This window comes from Xenorhabdus szentirmaii DSM 16338, assembly GCF_002632585.1.
Classification (GTDB): domain Bacteria; phylum Pseudomonadota; class Gammaproteobacteria; order Enterobacterales; family Enterobacteriaceae; genus Xenorhabdus; species Xenorhabdus szentirmaii.
In genome coordinates this window covers 926,925-950,934 of record NZ_NIBV01000002.1, presented here as the reverse complement: position 1 = coordinate 950,934, position 24,010 = coordinate 926,925, and the positions used below count along the sequence as shown (strand labels likewise).

Sequence of the window (24,010 nt, the reverse complement as noted above, 5' to 3'; positions counted from 1 at the left end):
ACTTTAATTAGGTATTGCTTGGTGTTCATGGCTTGCCACCAATTCAGCAATTCTCATAATAACGTTTACCGCCTGCTCCATCCCTTCCAGTGAAATAAATTCATACTTACTGTGATAATTATATCCACCGGTGAAAATATTCGGGCACGGAAGGCCGCGATAAGATAATTGTGCGCCATCAGTACCACCGCGAATGGGTTTAATGATGGGTTTAATACCGCAATCCAGCATAGCTTGCCTGGCAAATTCAACAACGTGCGGGGATTGGGCTATTTCACTGCGCATATTGTAATAGTTGTCATCAATAATCAGTTCAATGTAGCAATCCGGGGGCAATCCTTTTCCCACACTTTCCGCAATGGCAATTAATGTTTTTTTGCGGTTTTCAAAATGCTCACGATCAAAATCGCGGATAAGGTAATGCATCTCTGCATATTCAACAGTGCCTTTGATGCTCTGCAAATGATAAAAACCTTCATAGCCTTCTGTTTTTTCAGGGATCTCTTCCAGAGGCAGAGTATGGTGAATGCGCATAGCCAAAGAGGAAGCATTAACCATCACGCCCTTGGCCATCCCGGGGTGTGCCATGTTACCCACAATCTTGATTGTTGCCGAGGCAGCATTGAAATTTTCAAACTCCAATTCTCCCACCCCTCCCCCATCAACGGTATATGCCCATTCCGCTCCGAATGTTTCTATATTAAAAGAATCAGCACCTTTACCAATTTCTTCGTCAGGCGTGAATGCAATCCGAATATCTCCGTGAGGTATATTGTTTTGTTTCAGGCGTACCATTGCCGTAATAATTTCTGCAATGCCTGCTTTATCATCAGCCCCCAATAATGTTTTGCCATCAGTTGTGATCAGTGTTTTTCCCAGTAAACTGTGCAATGCCGGAAACATGACTGGCGATAACACTTCATTGCCATTGCCTAATGCAATATCACCACCACGGTAATTTTCCAGGATCTGGGGGCAAACATGCTTTCCCGTAAAATCGGATGAAGTATCAAGATGAGAAATAAAACCGATGGCAGGCACAGACCAGGCAATATTTGATGGCAATGTTGCCATCACGCATCCCTGATCGTTCAGAATGACGTCAGCAAAACCAAGTTGAACCAGCTCCTCATGCAATGCCTTAGCCAGCTTCAGTTGGCCGTTGCTGCTGGGAATGGTTTTAGTGGATGGCTTTGATTGAGTATCAAATGCTATGTATTTGAAAAAACGATCTAATAATCTATCCATCTTCTCCTCCCTAAATCATATGGATTGATTATGGAGAAGATGAATAGTGCCTGTATTGCGTCAAATCAGCTTTTATCTGCCTTGATTTGCTGAATTAACGACTGGACATATTGCGCCACAACCTTACTTGCATGACCATAATGTTTTTCATCAAACAGACTTTCGACCTGACTCGGCTCCAGATTCAGCTCAACGGTATGGGCCCCGGATAATTTGGCTTCATGTACAAAACCCGCAGCAGGATAAACATGGCCCGATGTTCCGATAGCAATAAAAATATCCGCCTTGGAGAGGGCTGTATAAATTTGCTCCATGCCCAATGGCATCTCGCCAAACCACACGACATGAGGACGCAACTGTGACGGAAACTGGCAACAGTGACAACGATCTTCTGTAGTTAATTCAGTTTTCCATTCAATGACCTGCCCTGACTGACAACAACGAACTTTGAGCAACTCACCATGCATGTGCAGGACACGCTGACTGCCTGCACGTTCGTGCAAATTATCAATGTTTTGTGTGACCAACAAAAAGTTGTCACCAAGGCGTTGTTCAAGTTCAGCCAGAGCATCATGTGCCGCATTAGGCTTAATATCCAATTGTTGGAGCTGCTCCCGACGCGCATTATAAAATGCCTGAACCATATCAGGGTCGCGTTGAAAACCTTCCGGTGTTGCAACGTCTTCAACAAGGTGCTCTTCCCACAAACCATCAGAAGCACGAAATGTCCGAATACCTGACTCTGCAGAGATCCCTGCTCCTGTCAGTACCACCACATGGGGGTTTTTTATTTTATCTGTCAATCGAATATCCCTGTAAAAATTTTGCCTACGTACTCGCTGATGCCGTAACCGCTTAATCCGGCAAAGTGTAATGCGCCGAGAACGCCCCCGCATATAACCTTCTCCTTATAAGAAGACTACTGCCTTAATTTTTACCGCATTGTTGATACCGTTGCCTATTATTGACCACTCAAAATCCGTGCTGGATCAAGTTTGCTGGCCCGGTGAGCAGGATACCAACTTGCCAATACACTCAATATCACCGCTGTTAACAACACATAAAAAACATCCATGATATGCAATTCTGATGGAAGAAAATCGATGAAGTAGATATCCCCGGACAGAAATTGATATCCCAGCAACTTTTCCAGTCCTTTAATAATAGTTGTTAGATTTAATGACGTGAAGATCCCGATAACCATACCAATAATGCTGCCCATCATTCCTGTCAGAAGCCCATACCACAAGAAGATTGCCCGGATATGACCATCTTTCGCTCCCAGAGTGCGCAGGATAGCAATATCACTACTTTTATCCTTAACCGTCATAACCAGCGTTGAAATGATATTGAAACAGGCAACCCCTATCACCAGTACCATAGCTAAATACATGATACTGCGCACCATCTGAATATCCTTATACATATAATCATAATCTTTCATCCATGTAGTGATATAGACATACCTGTGTATAGCGCGGCCGGCATCCATGACTCGTTGCTCTGCGGCAAAAACGTTATCTGCCTTGATAGCAATTCCTGTAACGGCATCACCATAATCTAAATAATGTTGGGCATCAGGTAAAGGAACTAGGGCCAGGCTATGATCCAACATGCCACTCAGTTGGAAAATACCCGCAACTTGCAAGCGGACACGCTTAGGTTGCAACAACTTTAAGCTTGGGTCACTGTTGGGGATCATGACTGTCAGCCAATCCCCTTGTTTTACGTGAAGTGAGTTTGCGACTCCCTGCCCCAAGATCACTTGGTTTTTATCTGCCTTAAACGTTTTCCATGCGCCATCCAGCACAAATTGAGGTAATGTACTGACACTTAATTCAGTGTCTAAATTCACTCCCCGCACCTGTACCGCATGGAGTTTGTCTCCACGCTCCATCAGGCCCGTAAATTCAATGTAAGGTGAAGCCCCAACAATGCCGGGCGTTTGTTTTATTTGTGTGAGTGCTTCCTCCCAATGTTGAAAAGGTTGCTCCACTGCGTAAATTTGCCCATTGGGCACAACGGAAAGTATGCGATTTTTCAACTCCCGTTCAAAGCCGTTCATGGCACTCAGGCCAATAATCAGTACCGCAACTCCCAACATAATCCCCAATGTTGAAATAACCGAAATCAGGGAAACCATTCCTGAGCGGCGGCGGCCTTGACTAAAGCGAAAGGCAGTAAATAACGCCAGAGGCAGCTTTACCATTACACCGCTCCCGTCAGGGTTAATTCATCCTGCAAATACCCATCACTCATTTCTACCCGGCGTGCCAACTGATTGGCTAATTTCAGATCATGAGTCACAACCAAAAATGCGGTTCCTTGCTGTTGATTTAACTCTCGCAAAAGTTGAAATACACTCTCTGCATTACGTTGATCTAAGTTACCTGTTGGTTCATCCGCCAAAACCAGTGAAGGTTCATTCACCAACGCCCTTGCAATTGCGACACGTTGGCGCTCTCCCCCTGAAAGTTCTGACGGCCGATGCTGTGCCCGATGTTCTAGCCCAACGGCTGCCAACATCGCTAGTGCTTTTTGTTGTGCCTGACGTTTTTTGCCGCCAATCAGCAAAGGCATGGCTACATTTTCCAACGCATTAAAATCCGGCAATAAATGATGAAACTGATAAATAAATCCAATTTCACTGTTACGCAGTGCAGCCCGAGCAGAAGAAGACATTTGACTCAGCGATTCACTTCTGAAATACACTTCACCTGAAGTCGGGGAATCCAATCCGCCAAGTAAATGTAAAAGTGTACTTTTACCTGACCCTGAACTGCCAACAATGGCCATCATCTCGCCTTGTTGCATAGAAAAAGTGACATTTTTCAACACTTCTGTAGAAACTTTCCCTTCCTGATATTTTTTGCACAAGTGATGACACCGCAATAAGGGTTGATTATTCATAACGTAAAGCCTCAGCAGGTTGAGTGGCAGCTGCGCGCCAAGAAGGGTACAAAGTTGATAATAAAGAAATCAGCATGGCACTAATGGCAATAGTGACCACTTGCGTCGTATCAATCTCAACAGGCAATTCAATGCCTTCAGTCAAAAGGCCAATCAATGGCATCAGGCTATTTAACTGGCTGGAAAGCAATATTCCCAAACCTGTTCCCAGTAAAGCACCAATAATGCCCGCTCCTGCTCCCTGAATCATGAAGATTGCCATTACCTGACGACGCGTCAACCCTTGTGTCTGTAAGATAGCGATCTCACCCTGTTTTTCCATCACTAACAAAGAAAGAGAAGTAATAATATTGAAGGCGGCCACGGCAATAATCAGGCTCAATAATAACCCCATCATGTTCTTTTCCATCCGGACTGCCTGAAAAAATTCCCCTTTGCGTTCACGCCAATCCTTCCAGATCAATCCTTCCGGTAAAGCTTGCTGGCTCAGTTCGTCAACCAACAAGGGTTCATTGAGGTACAAACGCCACCCCGTAATATGACCAACCGGATAACGTAACAATCGTGCGGCATCCTGCTGGTTAACTAGCATTTCTGTCGCATCAGCTTCGCTATTGGCAAAAAACGTACCGGCCACAGTGAATAACCGCTGACTGGGAATTCTGCCCATGGGTGTCAGCTGGCTGGCACTTGGCACAATCACCCGGATTTGATCACCACGTTTCACGCCCAACTTAATCGCCAATTTTTCGCCTAAAATGGCAAAATAGCGCCCCGGTTGTAATTGGTTACGATCAGCACCAATAATATATTTCGATAATGGCGAATATTCCGTGGGCGTGATGCCTTGCATCATACCGACACCAACATTCTGGGCGCTTTGCAATACGACATTGCCTTCTACAAGCGACGTAATACGGTTAACTCCTTTTAATTCCGAAAGTTGACTGCTCGGATGTTCAACCGGATCGATTGAGCCTTTTTCCGATGTCATCACTGCATGCGGCATAAATCCTAAAATGTTGCCTTCCAATGAACGTTCAAAACCGTTCATCACCGACAATACTGTGATGAGCGCAGCCACTCCCAACATAATGCCAACGGCTGATAGCCATGAAACAAAACGGCCGAATTTATCAACCGCCCGCCCGCGCATATAGCGCAATCCTATAAATAATGAGACAGATTGAAACATGAAATCTGTTACGCCCCTGTTGCCAAAGCAAAGTGTTCGAGGATAATAAAGGGTAGCAATACTTTATGGAACCACCCACATCCAGGTTCTAGGTTTTTTTTTTTACTTTCTCTCAATCTTCCAGCGTATTTATTGTAAGGCTACTGAGTCAGAAATGTGTTGGGAATGGACTGAATCTTAGAGAACACATCAAACGCCATGTCAGCAAAATATCGTTATCAACTTCCGGAACGTCGCGGTGACATCCGCCAGTTGGGGCATTTAACGGGTGCCTCTTGCGCGGTTCAGTGCGCCGAAATTATTGAACGCCACTCAGGGCCTGTACTGCTGGTCACAAAAGATATGCAGAATGCCCTACGATTGCGTGATGAAATTCAACAATTCACCCACGCCCCCATAAACCTGATGCCAGATTGGGAGACATTACCTTACGATAGCTTTTCCCCCCATCAAGAAATCATCTCCAATCGTTTGTCTACACTTTATCACTTGCCAGCCATGACGAAAGGAGCGTTAATCCTTCCCGTCAATACCTTGATGCAACGTGTCTGCCCACATGAGTATCTCAAGGGGCATGCTTTGGTCATGCACAAGGGACAGCAACTTTCTCGTGATAAATTGAGGGCGGGACTGGAACAGGCGGGTTACCGCAGTGTGGAACAGGTACTTGAACATGGCGAATTTGCTACGCGCGGAGCTTTGTTTGACCTGTTCCCAATGGGCAGTGAGTATCCTTATCGCATCGATTTCTTTGATGATGAAATCGATAGTCTGCGTACTTTTGATGTCGATACCCAGCGGACGCTGGTAGAGGTTGAAAACATCAGCTTATTACCTGCACATGAATTTCCGACTGATCAGGTTGCCATTGAATTGTTTCGTAGCCAGTGGCGTGAGCAATTCGAGGTTCGTCGTGATGCAGAACATATTTATCAACAAGTCAGCAAAAAACTGCTGCCAGCAGGCATTGAATATTGGCAACCCCTATTTTTCGAACAGCCCTTGCCCGCCATCTTTGATTACCTGCCTGAAAATACATTGTTGGTCATTCAGGATTTAGTCGGCTCAGCAGAGCGTTTCTGGCAAGATACTGTTCAGCGTTTTGAAAACCGCAAAGTTGATCCCATGCGTCCATTATTGGCACCGGACCAGATTTGGCTGCCAGTCAATAAGCTATTTTCGGAATTGAAAAATTGGCCACGAATTCAAATTCATACCGAAACGCTCCCACAAAAAACAGGGAATACCAACCTGGCGTATCAGGTATTGCCGGATGTCTCCATTGCGACACAACAAAAAGCACCTCTGGATAAATTACGTCATTTCACGGAACAATTCGGCGGTAAGATCGTCTTCTCAGTAGAAAGTGAAGGCCGCCGAGAATCCGTACAAGAGCTATTATCACGTATCAAAATCAATCCAATGAAAATTAATCGATTGATAGATGCAGATAAACCCGGCTATTTTTTGATGATTGGCGCTTCAGAACACGGCTTTATAGATGAAGATGAACAACTTGCCCTCATCTGTGAAAGTGACATGCTCGGTAAACGTGTGAGTCGCCGCCGTCAAGATAATCGACGTACTATCAATACCGATACCCTGATCCGTAACCTCGCGGAACTGCGGCATGGTCAACCGGTTGTACATCTCGAACACGGAGTTGGCCGCTATCAGGGCCTGACAACGCTGGAAGCCGGGGGCATTAAGGCTGAGTACCTGATTCTGATTTATGCCGGGGAAGACAAGTTGTATGTTCCGGTTTCTTCCCTTCATCTTATTAGCCGTTATGCTGGTGGTGCTGAAGAAAATGCCCCTCTGCATAAACTGGGGGGAGATGCATGGAGCAAAGCACGCCAGAAAGCGGCTGAAAGAGTTCGTGATGTTGCAGCAGAATTATTGGATGTTTACGCACAGCGGGCTGTTAAACCCGGTTTTGCTTTCAAACAAGATCGAGAGCAGTATCAGCTGTTCTGTCAGGGGTTTCCTTTTGACACGACACCTGATCAGGAAAACACGATCAATGCAGTATTCGATGATATGTGCCAGCCCATCGCCATGGATCGATTAGTCTGTGGTGATGTTGGATTCGGAAAAACAGAAGTTGCAATGCGTGCTGCATTTTTGTCCATCATTAACAGCAAACAAGTCGCAGTGCTGGTACCCACAACCCTTTTGGCCCAGCAACATTATGATAACTTCCGCGATCGCTTCGCGAACTGGCCTGTACACATTGAAGTGATGTCACGCTTTCGCAGCGCGAAGGAGCAACAACAGGTCATCAATATGGCGGCTGAAGGAAAAGTGGACATCATTATTGGTACCCATAAGCTACTGCAAAGCGATTTGTGCTGGAAAGATCTTGGCTTGTTGATCGTTGATGAAGAACATCGTTTCGGTGTTCGCCATAAAGAACGGCTTAAAGCTATCCGGGCAGATGTGGATGTTTTAACGCTAACCGCAACCCCGATCCCCCGAACACTCAATATGGCAATGAGTGGGATGCGCGATTTGTCTATCATAGCCACTCCCCCGGCCCGCCGCTTGGCAGTAAAAACTTTTGTGCGGGAATATGACTCTCTTGTGGTTCGTGAAGCAATCTTGCGTGAAATCTTGCGGGGCGGGCAGGTTTATTATCTCTATAATGATGTTGAAAATATTGAAAAGGCAAAATCCCGTCTGGAAGAATTAGTTCCTGAAGCCAGAGTGGTAATAGGTCATGGGCAAATGCGTGAACGCGACTTAGAACGTGTCATGACTGATTTCCATCACCAGCGTTTCAATGTGTTGGTATGTACCACCATTATTGAAACCGGGATTGATATTCCTACCGCCAATACCATTATCATTGAACGGGCTGATCATTTCGGGCTGGCTCAACTGCACCAATTACGGGGTCGGGTTGGGCGCTCCCATCATCAGGCTTATGCTTATTTACTGACGCCACATCCAAAGGCGATGACCAGCGATGCACAAAAACGGCTAGAGGCTATTGCATCACTCGAAGATCTCGGTGCAGGATTTGCCTTGGCAACGCATGATTTGGAGATCAGAGGAGCAGGTGAATTACTGGGTGAAGATCAAAGCGGGCAGATGGCCAGTATCGGTTTTACCCTTTATATGGAATTACTGGAAAGTGCTGTGGATGCATTGAAACATGGACGCGAACCTTCCCTGGAAGATTTAACCAATAGCCAGACCGACATAGAATTGCGTATGCCAGTGCTTTTGCCCGATGATTATATTCCTGATGTGAACATTCGCCTCTCTTTCTATAAACGTATCGCCAGTGCGCAAGACGATACTGAGCTAGATGAATTAAAAGTTGAACTGATTGATCGGTTTGGTTTATTACCCGATCCGGGTCGCCAGTTGTTACAATCGGCTGCCATTCGACTAATTGCTCAAAAATTGGGGATCAAACGTATTGAGGCTCATGATAAAGGAGGATTCATCGAATTCAGTAAAGACAATAAAGTGGACCCTAACTATCTAATCAGTTTATTGCAAACCCAACCCAGCATCTATCGGCTGGATGGTCCATCCAAATTGAAATTTATTACTGAATTAACGGATAGAGCTTTCCGCCTGTCTTTTATTCGAGAATTACTGGAAACCTTCGAACAACATCAGATTTGACTGCATCACTATATTATTTCATCAATATGAATAATCCGCCCTGCTTTATGCAGGGTGAATTCATTAATTTTCAAGATGATAATTATATAAAATAACTCTTTCCTGAAAATGTAAGACAATCTTGCAATTATCAATTTTGTTCGAGAATTAATTGACCTTTTTCATTTAGAGGGATCGTTTCTCCTGGATTATATGGCACTCTGATTTTTCCCGGCCTGTCACCGATAATATAGTTGACGTCATAAGACACAATGCGCAGAGCTTCAAAAGAAATTGGTATGCAGTCTCCTAGCACCGAATGGGTCAGTGCGGGATATTCCTTCTTTGCTTTCAAATGATGGAGAAGAGCCAGTGTACGGCATTCATATTGAGTTAAACGGTGTTCTTCAGTGTTCTTCAGCTTGTCCGGCAGAGGAAGCATCTTGATGTGACAATAAGATTGATTAACAACAACAACTGATTTTATAGGAGTCGAAAATAATACTTGCGCAATGCTAGGACGTGGAGGTTTAAAATAAAATATTGCTATAAGGCCAATAATGGCAATAGCAATTATAAAACCAATTACATATTGTCTTAATTTTAATTTTTCCACATAGCACCTTGATATATTAATAATTTTCCACATATTTTTATTAGAAGCTATTTTTAGTCACCCAGAAAAAACCACACTCTCCTTTTTATTTTAAGAAAATTCCTATTCCATTATCTCAATGCAATAAATCTATTCATTCTACACATGTTCCACACCAAATATTTTTTAAACTGCTGCTTATTGAAAATAGATTTTTCGATAGCACAAAAAATTAACCTGATAGAAATAATGGATATGCCTTTTTCGATATTATTGATATTAACAGCCAGTTCAACACTTTGATACAAAAATAACCTAATTAAAATAAGCTCTATTATAACGATTAATAAAATATGCAGATAAACTGTTTCCTTCATCTGTAAAAAACAGTATATGCCAAACATACTTATGTTATTTACCTTACTCTACTACCGTTATATATACATGAATACAGCGACAAGTCAATCACATAAAAAACACATAAAACAATGAGTTAATTAAGTTAATTGGCTTTATTCACATTAAATTAAACTTATTCATTATAGTAAATAAACAGGATGAATTTAGAGAAGAATAATTATGGTACGTATAACAATATATGTAATATGAGAAAGTGGCCCATTCAAGTGAATTATCCTCACCACGAATGAACCACCCAATTACTAATTAATGTAATTTCAACCTTGGGCGAATGACACGGTTAATTCCACCAACCAACATCATCAGACCAGTTTTAATATATCCATGTAAAGCCACCTGATGCATGCGATACAAAGAAATATAAACCACACGGGCAATGCGGCCTTCTACCATCAGTGAGCCACGCATCAAGTTCCCCATCAGGCTGCCAACTGTACTGAACTTAGACAATGAAACCAATGAACCATGATCTTTATAGACATATTCTTTCAATGGTTTTTTATTCAATAACGCCAAGATGTTGTCATAACAACGGCTTGCCATTTGATGAGCAGACTGGGCACGAGGAGGAACAAAACCACCCTCTTTTTTAGGACATGACGCACAGTCACCTATCGCAAAAATATGCTCATCCAGAGTCGTTTGCAAAGTGGATTTTACAACTAACTGGTTAATGCGGTTTGTTTCCAACCCACCAATGTCTTTCATAAAATCAGGTGCCTTGATACCCGCAGCCCAAACCATCAGGGATGCTTTGATCTGCTCTCCATCTTTTGTATTCAGGCCATGCTCATCAGCACTGGTAACCATCGTTTTAGTTAAGACTTTAACACCCAGTTTAGTCAACTCTTGATGGGCAGCACTAGAAATACGGGTTGGCAATGCAGGCAAAATTCGCTCACCAGCCTCAACCAGTGTCACATTCAATGCATCTGTGCTCAGGCTTTCAAAACCGTAACTGTTCAGTTGCTTAACCGCATTATACAGCTCAGCTGAAAGCTCGACCCCTGTCGCTCCACCACCAACAATCGCAATATTTACCTTTTCTTCTGCACATTGGTTTGCAGAATATTTCAGGAACAAATTCAGCATTTCATTATGGAAACGGTGCGCCTGATGCGGGTTATCAAGGAAAATGCAGTTTTCTTTGACACCGGCGGTGCCGAAATCATTCGATTGACTGCCCAATGCCATGACAAGAATATCATAAGCCAGTTCACGCTCCGGGACTAATAAGTCACTATCTTCATCACGGATCTCAGCCAGAGTTATTTTCTTCTCGTCACGATTAATACTCGTCAACGTACCTAACTGGAAATTGAAATGATGGTTACTGCCATGAGCTAAGTAACTCAATGCATCAACGCCATCATCAAGAGAGCCCGTTGCTACTTCATGTAATAATGGTTTCCATAAATGGCTGTTGTTGCGATCCACCAAAGTAATTTCGGCTTTTTGCTTACGCCCCAATTTATGCCCCAAACGTGTTGCCAGTTCTAAACCACCAGCACCCCCACCAATGATGACAATTCTTGTCTTTGGCGTTGTCATGACTACCCCACTGAAAATACAACTAATGTTATGAACTAATGTTATGTAAGGTGTTAAACTTACTTTTTTAAATAAAAGCTAAATAACGTCCTTAAATAACATCAGATTAAACAAATTTCATGCTGTAAATATCTCCAGAATATCATGGCAGGTCAGTTGGTCATACCAAAAATAGCCACAATCAAACTCTTTTGATTAATTAGACATCAATCACAAAATTTGTATGATGTTTTTCAATTAATTAGACTTAAATCTGATTTATGAATAATCAGCATTTACAATGTTAACATTATGTGAATAAACACCTTAAATGCACTTAATCGACTTGTTTAACTGCGGTGGAGGATAAAAAGGGCATAAAGTCAAAGACATCAGAATCAGGAATAAGAACATCAATAGTGATCTTATTCCTGGTGTGTACTTTGCTAGGTATGTACTTTGCTGGATATGTACTTTGCTAATGAATGTAAGTAGGGCTATCCTTCTGCCATAAAACTGCCATATGGCAAAATTGGTGCCACTACATTAACCTGCAATTCAGGGTCTGTTGGGGAGAACAGCACTGTTGATTCAAATTATTGCCATTTTTCACACAAATCATGTAATGACTTATTAGCCTGCTGCCAACGCTCAGATTTTTGTAATTCCTCCAAACTGAATTGTTTTCCGTGATGATATAACCGTGCCACTCTCTCTGAATGGAGTTGGGGCAAGCTATCCAAGACGCTAACCGCACCATCACGATCATTACATACCAGAATCATGTCACATCCGGCATCTAATGAGGCTTTTGCCCGTTCAGCATAATTCCCCATGATTGCCGCACCTTTCATAGATAAATCATCGGAAAAAATCACACCTTCAAACCCCAATTCCTGACGCAATACCGATTGCAACCAATACGGCGAACCACTCGCAGGACGGTGATCGATCTGGGAATAAATAACATGGGCCGGCATAATTGCATCCAATAAATTACGCCGGATAAAATCTTGGAAAATCGCCATATCATGGCAACGGATAGTATCCATTGAGCGATTATCCCTGGGTGTTTCTTTATGGGAGTCTTCCATAACGGCCCCATGTCCCGGAAAATGTTTTCCCGTTGATTTCATTCCTGCGGTATGCATGCCTTTAATGAACCTTTCAGCCATCATCATTGCAGGTTCAAGCTCTTCGTGAAATGCGCGTTCACCGATTGCCGTACATTTATGTCCCAAATCCAAGACAGGTGCAAAGCTAATGTCAATGTCCATCGCAATCATTTCTGATGCCATCAACCAACCTGACTCTTCTGCCAAATGAGCTCCCATTTGCATATCATTCATACAAGCAAAAGATTGCGCTGCTGGTAAACGCGTAAAGCCCTCATGAAAACGCTGAACCCGCCCTCCTTCCTGATCAACAGCAATAATCAGGCGATGGCGGGAAGCTTTACGAATTTGGCGAACTAATTCACGTAACTGTTTTGTATCGTGGAAATTGCGGGTAAACAGAATTAAACCGCCCACTAATGGATGTTGTAAGATTTCGCGTTCTTCACTATCCAATTCATAGCCAACAACATCTAACATTACTGGACCCATAGGATTCCTCGCTTCTTTGCATTAATTTCTATCGATTTAATTACTATTGTATTTAAGTTTATTAAGTCAATTTAAAAGCATGGCGCAAGGGATGCGCCAAGGATAAAAATTGGGGTTCTTTGGTTTGCTGCCAGCGGACTTCATACCACATCAAAGCCATATAATTAACCCAGGGCTTCCACTGCTCAATATGCAATTTTAATTGTTTAATATCAGAGTATCCTGATGCCTGAAGGCAATAATAATCTAAAAATGTTTGCTGCTGTATTTCATTCCATTGGTTCCCCATAAATAATACAGCCAATGAGAAGCCAATATCGACATCAGCGGCATATTCCCAATCAATCAGCTTTAACCCCTCTTCGGTCATCAGCACGTTATCAGGATGAATGTCCATATGAGCTGGTGCTATCTTTAAAGCTTCTGGAAGCTTAGTTGCCATAAAATATTTATGCAATCGTAACCAACCCGGAGATAAACGCCGTCGGTCAATCTGCTGCCATTGAAAAGCAATTTGTTGTTTGAGTTGAAGGGGATATCCCAATCTGGGTTGATTATGAAGAAGGGCAATAGATTGAGCCAAAGAGTATTGTAATGCTGGTGAACTGAATATCTCTGATGCTATCTTCGTTCCCTGCAACCATTCCAAAAATAACCAAGAGCCACACATGGCGATCACTTTAGGTGATATTCCTGTAATGGATAAGTTACGTAATATTTTATTTTCTCGATGACGATTAACACCTAATGTTTTACTGAATGGTGTTTGTGCCCGCCCAACCATCTGACGTATACCAGTAATATAGTAACTTGCCTGTGTTAACCCCGTTAATGGCCTAATTTTCCATGAGTCTGTTGGAATATCAGGCCACTGTAGATGCAACGCTTTCAACAAAAGATGATTATTCTTTGATGTCACTATGGCCTGACCAGAGTATTTCACCCGTTTTAACGAACATAAGCTGCATCTCGATGTTACGCCCACTATTATCGCCAGAATCAGCAGAAACTACAGAATAGAGAACATAATCAGCATTCAAATAACGCGCCAATCCAATGGATTTAGTACGCGATCCCAAACTATCTTCCAATGATAACCCCAGCGCTTGTCTGGCGACATGAGCTTGGGATTTCGACACAACCTGAAAGAATTGTTTGCTACTGACGACATTGGTTATTGCATCTGTCGCTTTCAAGGTTTGTAAAGAACCCGTCGTGTTATTTTTAACAAAATCAACGAGCAATAACTTCCCTTTTTCCACCCCATTCGCATTTATCATCCGCTCAACCAATGGTTGAACAACCGTATTCCAATTAAGAGAAGAATCCAATTTAGGTTGTTGGGGAACTGTTTTCAATGGCTCTGTCGTCGGCTGCTCCGGTTTTTTCTCCGGCTCCACAGGTGTAACCGGAGCAGACGGTTGTTCCTTGATATCAAGGGTACAGCTCGCCAGCAGCATTACTGATAATAAAACAAAGAGAATTCTTTTCATTAACCTACCCCAGTTACATCCCTACCTTATATACCCTTATACCCTGCGTTTTTCAGATTGCCTCTTTGTTGGCCGGGTAAATTCGCCGGGAACGAATTTGTCGTTCCCTTGCCACCATAATGCAACCTGAACTCCATTAGGCACAGGCATCTTGTGAATAACGTGACTTTCTCAGTCTATTATTTTGCCAGCAGTGGACCCAATGGGCGACCACCAACCAAATGCATATGAATGTGGAATACTTCCTGACCTGAATGGCGATTACAGTTCATAATCAAGCGATAACCGTCTTCCGCAATGCCTTCATCTTTTGCTATCTTTGCTGCGACTGTAAATAGGCGACCCAGTGCAGATTCATGATCCTCAGTAATATCGTTCACTGTCGGGATCAGTACATTCGGTATAATAAGAATATGGGTGGGTGCCTGAGGTGAAATATCCCGAAATGCTGTGACTAAATCATCCTGATAAATAATATCAGCAGGAATTTCACGACGAATAATTTTACTAAAAATAGTTTCTTCTGCCATTTTAATTCTCCTTTCTACCGTTTAGTTTTATTTAATATCAACATGAAATAATTCACAGAAGTTTTTTGTAGTCACTTTAGCCAATTCATCAAGACTGACACCTTTCAGAACCGCCATATATTCAGCAACATCACGCACATAAGCTGGCTGGTTCTGTTTTCCACGGTGTGGAACAGGCGCCAGATAAGGTGAATCAGTTTCTACCAAAATACGATCAAGCGGCACAAATTTTGCCGCTTCACGGATTTGTTCTGCATTGCGAAAAGTGACAATGCCGGAAAAAGAAATATAAAAACCCAAATCAAGTAAAGCTCTTGCCGTTTCTTTATCTTCCGTAAAACAATGCAGTACACCACCACATTCTTGTACGTTTTCTTCCCGCAGGACCATCAATGTATCGTCTCTCGCGTCACGGGTATGTACGATCACGGGTTTGTTTAATTTACGGCCGATTCGGATGTGTTCGCGGAATGAGGTTCTCTGGAGTTCAGCATTTTCTTTCTGATAATAATAATCCAGACCAGTCTCCCCCAGAGCAATCACGTCTGTATCCTCAGCCAGCCGGGCAAGTTCACCAAAATCATATCCCTCATCCAAATTCAATGGATGAATACCACAGGAATAAGCCACGTTTTCCCGTTTGCCTATGAAATTTTTCATTTGCTGGAAACCAGGCAATGTTGTCGCCACTGCCAGCAGATATTTCACATCCCGTTCCGCCGCTTTTGCCACAACATTATCCACACTTTCATGCAGTTTTTCATAATCAAGGCAATCAAGATGGCAATGAGAATCAACTAAAAACATAATATACTCGTATCTAAATAAGTGATTGAGGTATATCCTTCATTGGTTGGACACCGGGCCAAGGTTCTTTTCCCAATTGAGTAATTGCTCTGTCAGCAACAGTTCTCTATTAATGCCCACCACAGATAATAATTGATGACGACAATGCATCCAGTCATCAATGGTTCTTAATAATGCTTCCGCACTCTGAGAAAGTGCAAGGCGATGAACCAAAACCAGCTGATCTTGGTTAACACAGTAATTCTTTGCGTGATGCCGCCATTTCGCCGCATCGGATAACAAACTGATCAACCAGAACAAAGATTGCTGCACATCATCGCGATTTAACAACGGTAAAAGTGACAGGGTATCACACTTACTCAATGCTTGTTCAATTGCCTGACAAAACGCGTTCCTCTGCTGCCACTTTTCAGTCTGAAGTAACTGTTTGGCAGCCAATGGCGCGCCTTGTGAAAGTTTTAATGCTGTTTGTATATCCAATGTAGATATAGCCGGAAATTGGTTTCGCAGCCAATAAAGCCCCACAGAGATTTCAGGGGCAGAAAGAAAGTAGTAAAAACAACGGCTACGCAATGTTGCCAATACATTTACCGGATTCAAGCATCTCAGCAGGAAATACGTATTCTGGGGAGGTTCTTCCAATGTTTTCAGCAACGCATTGGACGCAGCATCAGTCAGAGATTCTGTTGATGGCACCCAAACAATTTTCGCCCCTCCCTGCTGAGAATATTCATAGAGTTTTTCACTGAGCTGGCGCACAGAATCCACGCCAATAGTATTTTTTCCTTTTTCAGGAACCAGAACATGCCAGTCAGAATGCGTTTCTGCCAACATCAGGTGACAACCATGGCATTTGCCACAACTTTTCATGCCCTGCCTGTCCTGACACATTAACCAGCGACTCAATCCATACACAAACGCATCTGCCCCGGTTCCTTCATGAGCATGAAGCAAAATAGCATGATGACCCCGCCCTTGTTGATGAGCCTCAACTAACTGGCGATATCCATGATTAAGCCACGGGTACCAACTCATACCAATTGTTCCTGTTCTTGCAGCCACTGTGATACAACTTGACGGATATCATCCTGAACCTTGCTTAATGGTTGCGTAGCATCCACTTTTTTTATTCTGCGATCTTTCTTTACAAGTTCCAGATACCTTTCACGGGTACGGTGGAAAAAATCCAACGATTCTTTTTCAATGCGATCCAATTCACCACGCTCACGAGCACGCTGCAAGCCAATCTCCGGAGGTAAGTCAAGATAGACAGTCAAATCCGGATAGAAATCACCCAAAGCAGCTTCGCGCAATGACGCCATCAAGTTCTGGTCAATACCACGCCCTCCCCCTTGATAGGCTTGGGAGGACAGATCATGTCTATCACCGATAACCCATTTTCCGTTAGACAAAGCAGGCTTAATTACATTTTCTACCAACTGAACTCTCGCAGCATAAATCATTAATACTTCTGCTTTATCCGTCAGTAATTCTCCCTCAACACCTTGTTTAATCAACTCGCGTAATTTTTCTGCCAACGGTGTACCACCAGGTTCACGAGTAAGAATCAGATCAGAAATGCCATGCTGTTGTAATGTCTCCATTACTGTTTGAATTGCTGTTGTTTTTCCGGCGCCCTCAAGCCCTTCAATGACAATAAATTTGCTATTCATTTATTCTGTTTTAACCTCTGACGATAAATGCTTACCGCCTTATTATGTGCTATCAAGTTGGTGGTAAATGTATGGCCACCGTCGCCATTCGCGACAAAGTATAAATATTCTGTAACCGCAGGATGTGCCGCCGCCTTGATCGAAGCCAAACCCGGCATAGCAATCGGCGTTGGGGGTAACCCGTCAATCATATAGGTATTATAGGGTGTAAACGCATTAAGATTGCTGCGAAAAATCGTTCCCGTATATTTTTCTCCCAATCCATAAATAACGGTCGGATCAGTTTGTAACCGCATCTTTAAGCGTAACCGGTTCACAAATACAGAGGCAACTTTAGTGCGCTCCGATTCAATGGCTGTCTCTTTTTCAATGATGGATGCCATGATCAGCATTTCATACGCATTTTTATAAGGCAGGTTTTTTTCGCGGTTATCCCACTCTTGTTGCAACAGCATTTTCATTTTATCATGAGCCCGCTTGAGTAATTTCACATCACTCGTGCCCGCAGTATATGAATAGGTATCCGGATAAAACCAACCTTCCAGAGATTCCCCGGCTTTCATGCCTAAAGCCTTATTGAATTCTTCCGGCGTTTTATTTTCTGTTTCATGCTTTACATACTGCGCATTCTGCAATACTTTTGCCCAATCAGACAGCCGGCTGCCTTCAATAAAGCGGATAGTAAATTGAACTTCTTTGCCACTGGCAAACAGTTGTAAGGCATCTTTTAACGACATCCCATTTTTTAGCCGATAAGTTCCCGCCTTGAATTCCGCTAATTCTGGTTTAAACCGAAACAACCACGGTACTAATTGATTATTTTCGATTAAATTATGTTGAAGTAATAAAGCCTCGATCCCTATCCGTCCGGTCCCTGCTGGCACGGTAAATATAATCTCTTGATTAACCTTGATCTTTTGATTGGCAAAGTTCTCTAGTTTCGTTGCAAAAGAGAAAAATACTATCGCTGCAATGACAATAACCAAGACAGATAGAATGAAAAAGCACTTTTTTAGTTTCATTCGATAATCACTTTTATTCATGTTTTAATGATGAGCAATTAGTCGCTAAGATTTAAACAGTTGTCTACTAACCATTAGGGTTTTAAGCAGTTAGGCAATAAATACTCATACAAGTTTCTGGATTGATAGTGCCATGCAGGTTGGTTTTCATGTGCCTGTATTTGATTTACCGGGATCACCGGCATCAAGGAATTGCAGATAATCACTTCATCCGCATGTGCCAATGCTTCAGGGTAACGCATTATATATGACAAGTTATAATCACTTTCAGATAACAATTCGATTATCTTCTGCCGCATAACCCCTTCAACACCACACTGATTAAGCTCAGGTGTATAAACCTGCTTCCCTTTTCGCCAGAATATATTCGCTGTACAACACTCCACTAATAAACCATCACTATCAAGCACAAGGGCTTCATCCACTTTGGCCTGTCCGATAAATCTTTTTATCAAAACTTGTTCCAGGCGATTCAAGTGCTTGATACCCGCCAGATGAGGGTTGATCCCCATAGCAATAGGGCTAAGAGCCAATGAAGCCCCTTTTTGACGTAAGGTAATATACTGTTCAGGGTATGCGCTTAAAGAGAGTATTTGAGTCAGTGTCGCGGTACTATCAAAACCATAACCACGTCCTCCCGTACCCCGGGAAAGAATGACTTTCAAAACGCCTGATTCATGCCCGCTTACAACTTGTTTAATATGTTCTTCTAAGCCAAACCAATCCGGCGCTGGCATGAACAGTCTTTCCACACTTCTTTGCAAGCGTTTTATATGCAAAGGCAACAACGCGGCTTGCCCTTGTTCAACCCTGATAGTGGTAAAGAAACCATCACCAAATTGTATTGCGCGATCACTAGCGGGTAAAAGATCGCACTGTTGTCCGTTAATCCAATACGTCATTTTAAGTTCTTATTTTCAATAAAAAGACTTGATAATCTGAGTTATTAAAGAAAAGTTATAAAAAAGCCCCAACAAATGTTGAGGCTTTTACAAATACAAAATATGTTAGATCTTGCGGAAAATCAATGACCCATTGGTGCCACCGAAACCGAAAGAGTTACATAATGCGTATTCCATATCCTCGACTTTACGTGCTTCACCCGGAACTAAATCCAAGTGACAATTCTCATCCTGATTTTCCAAGTTAATGGTTGGAGGAACAATTTGATCACGCAATGAAAGAATAGTGAAGATGGACTCAACAGCACCAGCAGCCCCCAGCAAGTGACCTGTCATTGATTTGGTAGAACTTACCAATACTTTGGTGTCTTTACCAAAAACAGTTTCCACAGCACGGGCTTCAGCCAAATCACCGGTTGGTGTTGAAGTACCATGAGCATTAATGTAGCCCACTTGCTCTGGTGAAATGCCTGCATCTTTCAGAGCATTTGCCATCGCTAAAGCAGCACCAGCGCCATCTTCAGGAGGCGAAGTCATATGATAAGCGTCACTACTCATACCAAAGCCAACGACTTCAGCATAAATTTTTGCTCCACGCTTTTTAGCGTGCTCATATTCTTCAAGAACAACAACACCCGCACCATCACCTAGCACAAAACCATCCCGGTCTTTATCCCAAGGGCGACTTGCTCCCTGAGGATCATCATTACGGGTCGATAATGCACGTGCAGCACCGAATCCCGCAATGCCAAATTCTGTACTCGCCTTCTCTGCACCACCAGCCAGCATAATGTCAGCATCATTGTAAGCAATGATACGCGCCGCATGACCTATATTGTGTACGCCAGAAGTACAAGCCGTTGCAATGGAGATACTCGGGCCACGCAAACCATAAAGAATGCTCAGATGACCTGACACCATATTGATGATGGTCGAAGGCACAAAGAATGGGCTGACCTTACGCGGTCCTGCCGAAAGCAATGTGCTGTGGTTTTCTTCAATTAACCCCAAACCACCAATACCTGAACCAACAGCGGCACCAAAGCGGCTAGCATTGGCTTCTGTTACTTCAATTCCTGAGTCTGCAATGGCTTGTATGCCTGCGGCAATACCATACTGAATGAAGAGATCCATTTTTCGTGCATCTTTGCGCGAAATATTGAAATCTTCATGATTAAAATTCTTCACCACACCTGCAAACTTAGTTGCATGGTTAGAGGCGTCAAAATGTTCGATAAGGCCGATACCACTCTGTCCTGCACAAACAGCATTCCAAGAAGATTCTACTGTGTTGCCGACAGGAGATAACATGCCTAGTCCGGTCACGACTACTCGACGCTTAGACACGGTTATCCTCCAGGGAGGGAAAAAAATTTAGGACAAAAAACATAGGCGGTCGAACGACCGCCTAGGTATGTGTGCTTATTTACCTGCGTTTTCAACGTAGTCAATAGCAGCCTGAACTGTTGTGATTTTTTCAGCTTCTTCGTCTGGGATCTCGATATCGAACTCTTCTTCCAGAGCCATTACCAGTTCAACTGTGTCAAGAGAATCAGCGCCCAAGTCATCAACAAATGAAGCTGTATTTACAACTTCTTCCTCTTTAACACCCAGTTGTTCAACGATGATTTTCTTAACGCGTTCGTCGATAGTGCTCATACTATTAAATTTCCTATCAAAACTCGCTTTCGCGATGGTTTTCGTAGTTTATAAAATACAGGAAAAGATGCAACCAAATCCCGGCTGGTCGAACCACATCTTGCTCCTTTTTGTACAAAAAATACATAAGAAACAGAAGGTTCGTTCATTTTTTAGATCATGTACATGCCGCCATTGACATGTAATGTTTCACCCGTGATGTAAGCGGCCTCGTCAGAAGCAAGGAACGCTACAGCACTGGCAATTTCTTTTGCATCACCAAGACGATTGGCAGGAATTCCAGATGAAATACTTGCACGTTGTTCGTCTGTTAACGCTTTAGTCATATCTGTTTCAATGAAACCAGGTGCAACAACGTTAACGGTGATACCACGAGAAGCGACTTCACGAGCCAATGATTTACTGAAACCAATAACTCCTGCCTTCGCAGCCGTGTAATTCGCCTGCCCTGCATTTCCCATTGTTCCAACAACGGAGCCAATAGAAATAATACGTCCATAACGTTTTTTCATCATAGAGCGCATTACTGCCTTTGACAGACGAAAAATCGAAGAAAGATTTGTGTCAATAATATCTTGCCACTCATCATCTTTCATGCGCATCAACAAGTTATCACGAGTGATGCCTGCATTGTTAACTAAAATGTCTATTTCACCAAATTCAGCACGAATATTCGATAGTGCTTCTTCAATGGATTCTAAATTTGTGACATTTAGTACAAAACCTTTGCCCTTATCACCAAGATAGGCGCTGATCTCTTCAGCACCTTTTTCGCTGGTCGCAGTACCTATAACACATGCACCACGTTCAACCAATAATTCGGCAATTGCACGGCCTATTCCACGGCTAGCACCTGTAACCAGGGCAATTTTTCCATCAAAGCTCATGTTTTCCTCAGTCATTTGTTCAGAGCAACTGTGAGTGATGATACATCATTTACTGCTGCAGCATTTAAAGTGTCAACAATTCGTTTAGTCAACCCGGTTAAGACTTTTCCTGGGCCAATTTCCAACAGTTGCTCTATGCCTTGGTCAGCAATATATTCAACTGATTCTGTCCAGCGTACAGGATTATACAACTGGCGAACAAGAGCATCACGAATAGCGTCCGCAGATTTTTCTATTTTTACATCGACGTTATTAATGACCGGAAATTGTGGCTGATTAAACTTAATTTCTTGCAGTGCAACAGCCAGCTGCTCAGCAGCAGATTTCATCAATGCACAATGCGAGGGAACACTGACAGCCAAAGGCAAGGCACGTTTTGCGCCGGCGGCTTTACATGCTGCACCCGCGCGCTCTACGGCATCTTTCTCTCCCGCGATGACAACCTGCCCTGGCGAGTTAAAGTTAACGGGAGAAACAACCTGCCCTTGTGCAGATTCTTCACATGCTTTTGCAATGGATTCATTATCCAAACCGATAATGGCATACATCGCTCCTTTCCCTTCAGGCACGGCTTCCTGCATCAGTTTTCCGCGCAATTCGACAAGCTTGATCGCTTGCTGGAATTCAACCACGCCGGCACAGACCAGTGCTGAGTATTCCCCCAAGCTGTGGCCTGCCATCATGGAAGGAGCTTTACCGCCTTTTGCCTGCCATACGCGCCAAATAGCGACTGAGGCTGCCAACAAAGCAGGTTGGGTTTTCCACGTTTTATTTAATTCTTCTGCGGGACCTTGTTGAACCAATGCCCATAAGTCATACCCCAAGACTGTAGAAGCCTCTGAGAAAGTCTGTTCAACCAGAGGAAATTCTGCGGCTAAATCTGCCAACATACCCAGAGATTGAGAACCTTGACCGGGAAACACCATTGCAAAATCAGACATGTTTATTTTCCTGTTAAATTAAAAACGTACCAGCGCAGAGCCCCAGGTAAAGCCTCCGCCAAATGCTTCAAGTAAAACCAGTTGACCGCGTTGAATTCTTCCATCACGCACCGCTTCATCGAAAGCTGTTGGAACGGATGCTGCCGACGTATTGCCATGGCGATCCAACGTCACAACCACTTTATTCATCGTCATATCTAATTTTTTCGCTGTCGCTGAAATAATACGTAAATTTGCCTGATGAGGTACCAGCCAATCTAATTGACTGTGAGACAAATCATTGGCTTCCAATGTTTCCTCAACAATGTTCGACAATTCACGAACAGCAACTTTAAATACTTCATTACCGGCCATTGTAACATATTCAGGAGAAGCCTCTTTAGTCCGCTTTTGATGAGCCAGTGACAGTAAATCACCATAACGACCATCGGCATGCAGGTGAGTGGATAAGATACCCGGCTCTTCTGAAGCACCAACAACCAAGGCCCCTGCTGCATCACCAAAGAGAATAATTGTACCGCGATCTTCAGGATCTAGAACTCTTGAGATAATGTCAGAACCAATGACTAATGCATGTTTGGCTGCACCAGTTTTAATAAATTTATCGACAACACTCAAGGCGTAAGTAAAGCCCGCACATGCTGCTGTCACATCAAAAGCAGCAACACCAGGAATTCCCAGTAGTTGCTGGATTTGGCAGGCTGCACTTGGAAAGGCATGAGTTGAGCTTGTTGTTGCAACAACAATCAAATCAATTTGTGTTTTATCAATGCCTGCCATTTCAATGGCTTTTTCCGCCGCTTTAAAACCCAGAGTTGCAACGTTTTCATCTTCAGCTGCAATACGGCGTTCACGGATACCTGTACGAGTAACAATCCATTCGTCAGACGTATCCACCATTTTTTCTAAATCTGCGTTAGTACGCACCTGAGCAGGCAAGTAACTGCCCGTACCTAAGATTTTTGTATACATT

Annotated in this window: 22 protein-coding genes; 1 reads left to right on the top strand and 21 read right to left on the bottom strand. The window is 43.1% G+C overall.

What is annotated here, in order from left to right:
- Positions 1–3: 3 nt before the first annotated feature.
- The 5 genes from pepT to lolC all read right to left on the bottom strand — a co-directional run bounded on the left by pepT (position 4) and on the right by lolC (position 5,353).
- Positions 4–1,248: a peptidase T gene (pepT, locus tag Xsze_RS14415; protein ID WP_038236082.1), complete on the bottom strand. Its 1,245-nt coding sequence runs from the start codon at positions 1,246–1,248 to the stop codon at positions 4–6.
- Positions 1,249–1,313: 65 nt separating this feature from the next.
- Entirely contained in the window at positions 1,314–2,144 is an 831-nt protein-coding gene (gene cobB, locus Xsze_RS14410; RefSeq protein WP_038236080.1) for a Sir2 family NAD+-dependent deacetylase, read from the bottom strand.
- A gap of 65 nt (positions 2,145–2,209) precedes the next feature.
- Positions 2,210–3,457: a lipoprotein-releasing ABC transporter permease subunit LolE gene (gene lolE, locus Xsze_RS14405; protein ID WP_038236078.1), complete on the bottom strand. Its 1,248-nt coding sequence runs from the start codon at positions 3,455–3,457 to the stop codon at positions 2,210–2,212.
- A complete protein-coding gene (gene lolD / locus Xsze_RS14400; protein ID WP_038236076.1) occupies positions 3,457–4,158 on the bottom strand; it encodes a lipoprotein-releasing ABC transporter ATP-binding protein LolD in 702 nt (233 codons plus the stop codon). Before lolD ends, lolE begins: the two co-directional genes overlap by 1 nt.
- Entirely contained in the window at positions 4,151–5,353 is a 1,203-nt protein-coding gene (gene lolC / locus Xsze_RS14395) for a lipoprotein-releasing ABC transporter permease subunit LolC (RefSeq protein ID WP_038236074.1), read from the bottom strand. The genes lolD and lolC overlap by 8 nt, the downstream gene beginning before the upstream one ends.
- Positions 5,354–5,551: 198 nt before the next feature.
- Between lolC and mfd the strand changes: the two genes are divergently transcribed.
- Positions 5,552–8,992 carry a transcription-repair coupling factor gene (mfd, locus tag Xsze_RS14390; protein ID WP_038236072.1) on the top strand — a complete coding sequence of 1,147 codons (3,441 nt, stop codon included), beginning with the start codon at positions 5,552–5,554 and terminating at the stop codon, positions 8,990–8,992.
- Between the two features lie 130 nt (positions 8,993–9,122).
- Here the strand turns inward: mfd and umoD are convergent, their stop codons facing one another.
- From umoD to Xsze_RS14305, 16 genes are all read right to left on the bottom strand, one after another.
- Positions 9,123–9,587 (bottom strand): UmoD family flagellar biogenesis regulator, encoded by a 465-nt coding sequence (gene umoD / locus Xsze_RS14385; protein ID WP_038236070.1) that lies wholly within the window; start codon positions 9,585–9,587, stop codon positions 9,123–9,125.
- A 645-nt stretch (positions 9,588–10,232) separates the two neighbouring features.
- Positions 10,233–11,537, bottom strand: a complete 1,305-nt coding sequence (locus tag Xsze_RS14375) for an NAD(P)/FAD-dependent oxidoreductase (RefSeq protein ID WP_038236066.1) — start codon at positions 11,535–11,537, stop codon at positions 10,233–10,235.
- Between the two features lie 575 nt (positions 11,538–12,112).
- Positions 12,113–13,123 (bottom strand): beta-N-acetylhexosaminidase, encoded by a 1,011-nt coding sequence (gene nagZ, locus Xsze_RS14370; RefSeq protein WP_038236065.1) that lies wholly within the window; start codon positions 13,121–13,123, stop codon positions 12,113–12,115.
- Positions 13,124–13,184: 61 nt separating this feature from the next.
- On the bottom strand, positions 13,185–14,042 hold the full coding sequence (locus Xsze_RS14365) for a phosphotransferase (protein ID WP_038236063.1): 858 nt from the start codon (positions 14,040–14,042) through the stop codon (positions 13,185–13,187).
- A complete protein-coding gene (lpoB, locus tag Xsze_RS14360; RefSeq protein WP_038236060.1) occupies positions 14,026–14,616 on the bottom strand; it encodes a penicillin-binding protein activator LpoB in 591 nt (196 codons plus the stop codon). Before lpoB ends, Xsze_RS14365 begins: the two co-directional genes overlap by 17 nt.
- Positions 14,617–14,795: 179 nt before the next feature.
- Positions 14,796–15,146: a purine nucleoside phosphoramidase gene (gene hinT, locus Xsze_RS14355; protein ID WP_038236059.1), complete on the bottom strand. Its 351-nt coding sequence runs from the start codon at positions 15,144–15,146 to the stop codon at positions 14,796–14,798.
- Between the two features lie 27 nt (positions 15,147–15,173).
- Positions 15,174–15,953 (bottom strand): metal-dependent hydrolase, encoded by a 780-nt coding sequence (locus tag Xsze_RS14350; RefSeq protein WP_038236057.1) that lies wholly within the window; start codon positions 15,951–15,953, stop codon positions 15,174–15,176.
- Positions 15,954–15,992: 39 nt separating this feature from the next.
- Entirely contained in the window at positions 15,993–16,988 is a 996-nt protein-coding gene (gene holB, locus Xsze_RS14345; protein ID WP_038236056.1) for a DNA polymerase III subunit delta', read from the bottom strand.
- Positions 16,985–17,626: a dTMP kinase gene (gene tmk, locus Xsze_RS14340; RefSeq protein ID WP_038236054.1), complete on the bottom strand. Its 642-nt coding sequence runs from the start codon at positions 17,624–17,626 to the stop codon at positions 16,985–16,987. Before tmk ends, holB begins: the two co-directional genes overlap by 4 nt.
- On the bottom strand, positions 17,623–18,648 hold the full coding sequence (mltG, locus tag Xsze_RS14335; RefSeq protein ID WP_038236052.1) for an endolytic transglycosylase MltG: 1,026 nt from the start codon (positions 18,646–18,648) through the stop codon (positions 17,623–17,625). The genes tmk and mltG overlap by 4 nt, the downstream gene beginning before the upstream one ends.
- A 74-nt stretch (positions 18,649–18,722) precedes the next feature.
- Positions 18,723–19,550 (bottom strand): aminodeoxychorismate lyase, encoded by an 828-nt coding sequence (gene pabC / locus Xsze_RS14330; protein WP_038236051.1) that lies wholly within the window; start codon positions 19,548–19,550, stop codon positions 18,723–18,725.
- Positions 19,551–19,655: 105 nt separating this feature from the next.
- The gene (gene fabF / locus Xsze_RS14325) at positions 19,656–20,897 is read right to left on the bottom strand and encodes a beta-ketoacyl-ACP synthase II (RefSeq protein WP_038236049.1); all 1,242 of its coding nucleotides are present in this window, start codon (positions 20,895–20,897) and stop codon (positions 19,656–19,658) included.
- A gap of 75 nt (positions 20,898–20,972) precedes the next feature.
- A complete protein-coding gene (gene acpP / locus Xsze_RS14320) occupies positions 20,973–21,209 on the bottom strand; it encodes an acyl carrier protein (protein WP_012989255.1) in 237 nt (78 codons plus the stop codon).
- Between the two features lie 152 nt (positions 21,210–21,361).
- The gene (gene fabG, locus Xsze_RS14315) at positions 21,362–22,096 is read right to left on the bottom strand and encodes a 3-oxoacyl-ACP reductase FabG (protein WP_038236047.1); all 735 of its coding nucleotides are present in this window, start codon (positions 22,094–22,096) and stop codon (positions 21,362–21,364) included.
- Between the two features lie 11 nt (positions 22,097–22,107).
- Positions 22,108–23,037, bottom strand: coding sequence for an ACP S-malonyltransferase (fabD, locus tag Xsze_RS14310; protein ID WP_038236045.1), 930 nt, complete (start codon positions 23,035–23,037; stop codon positions 22,108–22,110).
- 18 nt (positions 23,038–23,055) lie between these two features.
- Complete coding sequence (locus tag Xsze_RS14305; protein WP_038236043.1) at positions 23,056–24,009, bottom strand: beta-ketoacyl-ACP synthase III; 954 nt, start codon at positions 24,007–24,009, stop codon at positions 23,056–23,058.
- Position 24,010 lies beyond the last annotated feature (1 nt).

What these genes read in the sequence shown, in the direction of transcription:
- nagZ (WP_038236065.1), bottom strand. Translation starts at nt 13,123, where the DNA reads ATGGGTCCAGTAATGTTAGATGTTGTTGGCTATGAATTGGATAGTGAA.
- fabD (WP_038236045.1), bottom strand. Translation starts at nt 23,037, where the DNA reads ATGTCTGATTTTGCAATGGTGTTTCCCGGTCAAGGTTCTCAATCTCTG.
- holB (WP_038236056.1), bottom strand. Translation starts at nt 16,988, where the DNA reads ATGAGTTGGTACCCGTGGCTTAATCATGGATATCGCCAGTTAGTTGAG.
- pepT (WP_038236082.1), bottom strand. Translation starts at nt 1,248, where the DNA reads ATGGATAGATTATTAGATCGTTTTTTCAAATACATAGCATTTGATACT.
- mltG (WP_038236052.1), bottom strand. Translation starts at nt 18,648, where the DNA reads ATGAAACTAAAAAAGTGCTTTTTCATTCTATCTGTCTTGGTTATTGTC.
- lpoB (WP_038236060.1), bottom strand. Translation starts at nt 14,616, where the DNA reads ATGAAAAGAATTCTCTTTGTTTTATTATCAGTAATGCTGCTGGCGAGC.
- fabG (WP_038236047.1), bottom strand. Translation starts at nt 22,096, where the DNA reads ATGAGCTTTGATGGAAAAATTGCCCTGGTTACAGGTGCTAGCCGTGGA.
- tmk (WP_038236054.1), bottom strand. Translation starts at nt 17,626, where the DNA reads ATGAATAGCAAATTTATTGTCATTGAAGGGCTTGAGGGCGCCGGAAAA.
- Xsze_RS14350 (WP_038236057.1), bottom strand. Translation starts at nt 15,953, where the DNA reads ATGTTTTTAGTTGATTCTCATTGCCATCTTGATTGCCTTGATTATGAA.
- lolD (WP_038236076.1), bottom strand. Translation starts at nt 4,158, where the DNA reads ATGAATAATCAACCCTTATTGCGGTGTCATCACTTGTGCAAAAAATAT.
- pabC (WP_038236051.1), bottom strand. Translation starts at nt 19,550, where the DNA reads ATGACGTATTGGATTAACGGACAACAGTGCGATCTTTTACCCGCTAGT.
- Xsze_RS14305 (WP_038236043.1), bottom strand. Translation starts at nt 24,009, where the DNA reads ATGTATACAAAAATCTTAGGTACGGGCAGTTACTTGCCTGCTCAGGTG.
- lolE (WP_038236078.1), bottom strand. Translation starts at nt 3,457, where the DNA reads ATGGTAAAGCTGCCTCTGGCGTTATTTACTGCCTTTCGCTTTAGTCAA.
- hinT (WP_038236059.1), bottom strand. Translation starts at nt 15,146, where the DNA reads ATGGCAGAAGAAACTATTTTTAGTAAAATTATTCGTCGTGAAATTCCT.
- mfd (WP_038236072.1), top strand. Translation starts at nt 5,552, where the DNA reads ATGTCAGCAAAATATCGTTATCAACTTCCGGAACGTCGCGGTGACATC.
- Xsze_RS14375 (WP_038236066.1), bottom strand. Translation starts at nt 11,537, where the DNA reads ATGACAACGCCAAAGACAAGAATTGTCATCATTGGTGGGGGTGCTGGT.
- acpP (WP_012989255.1), bottom strand. Translation starts at nt 21,209, where the DNA reads ATGAGCACTATCGACGAACGCGTTAAGAAAATCATCGTTGAACAACTG.
- lolC (WP_038236074.1), bottom strand. Translation starts at nt 5,353, where the DNA reads ATGTTTCAATCTGTCTCATTATTTATAGGATTGCGCTATATGCGCGGG.
- cobB (WP_038236080.1), bottom strand. Translation starts at nt 2,144, where the DNA reads ATGCGGGGGCGTTCTCGGCGCATTACACTTTGCCGGATTAAGCGGTTA.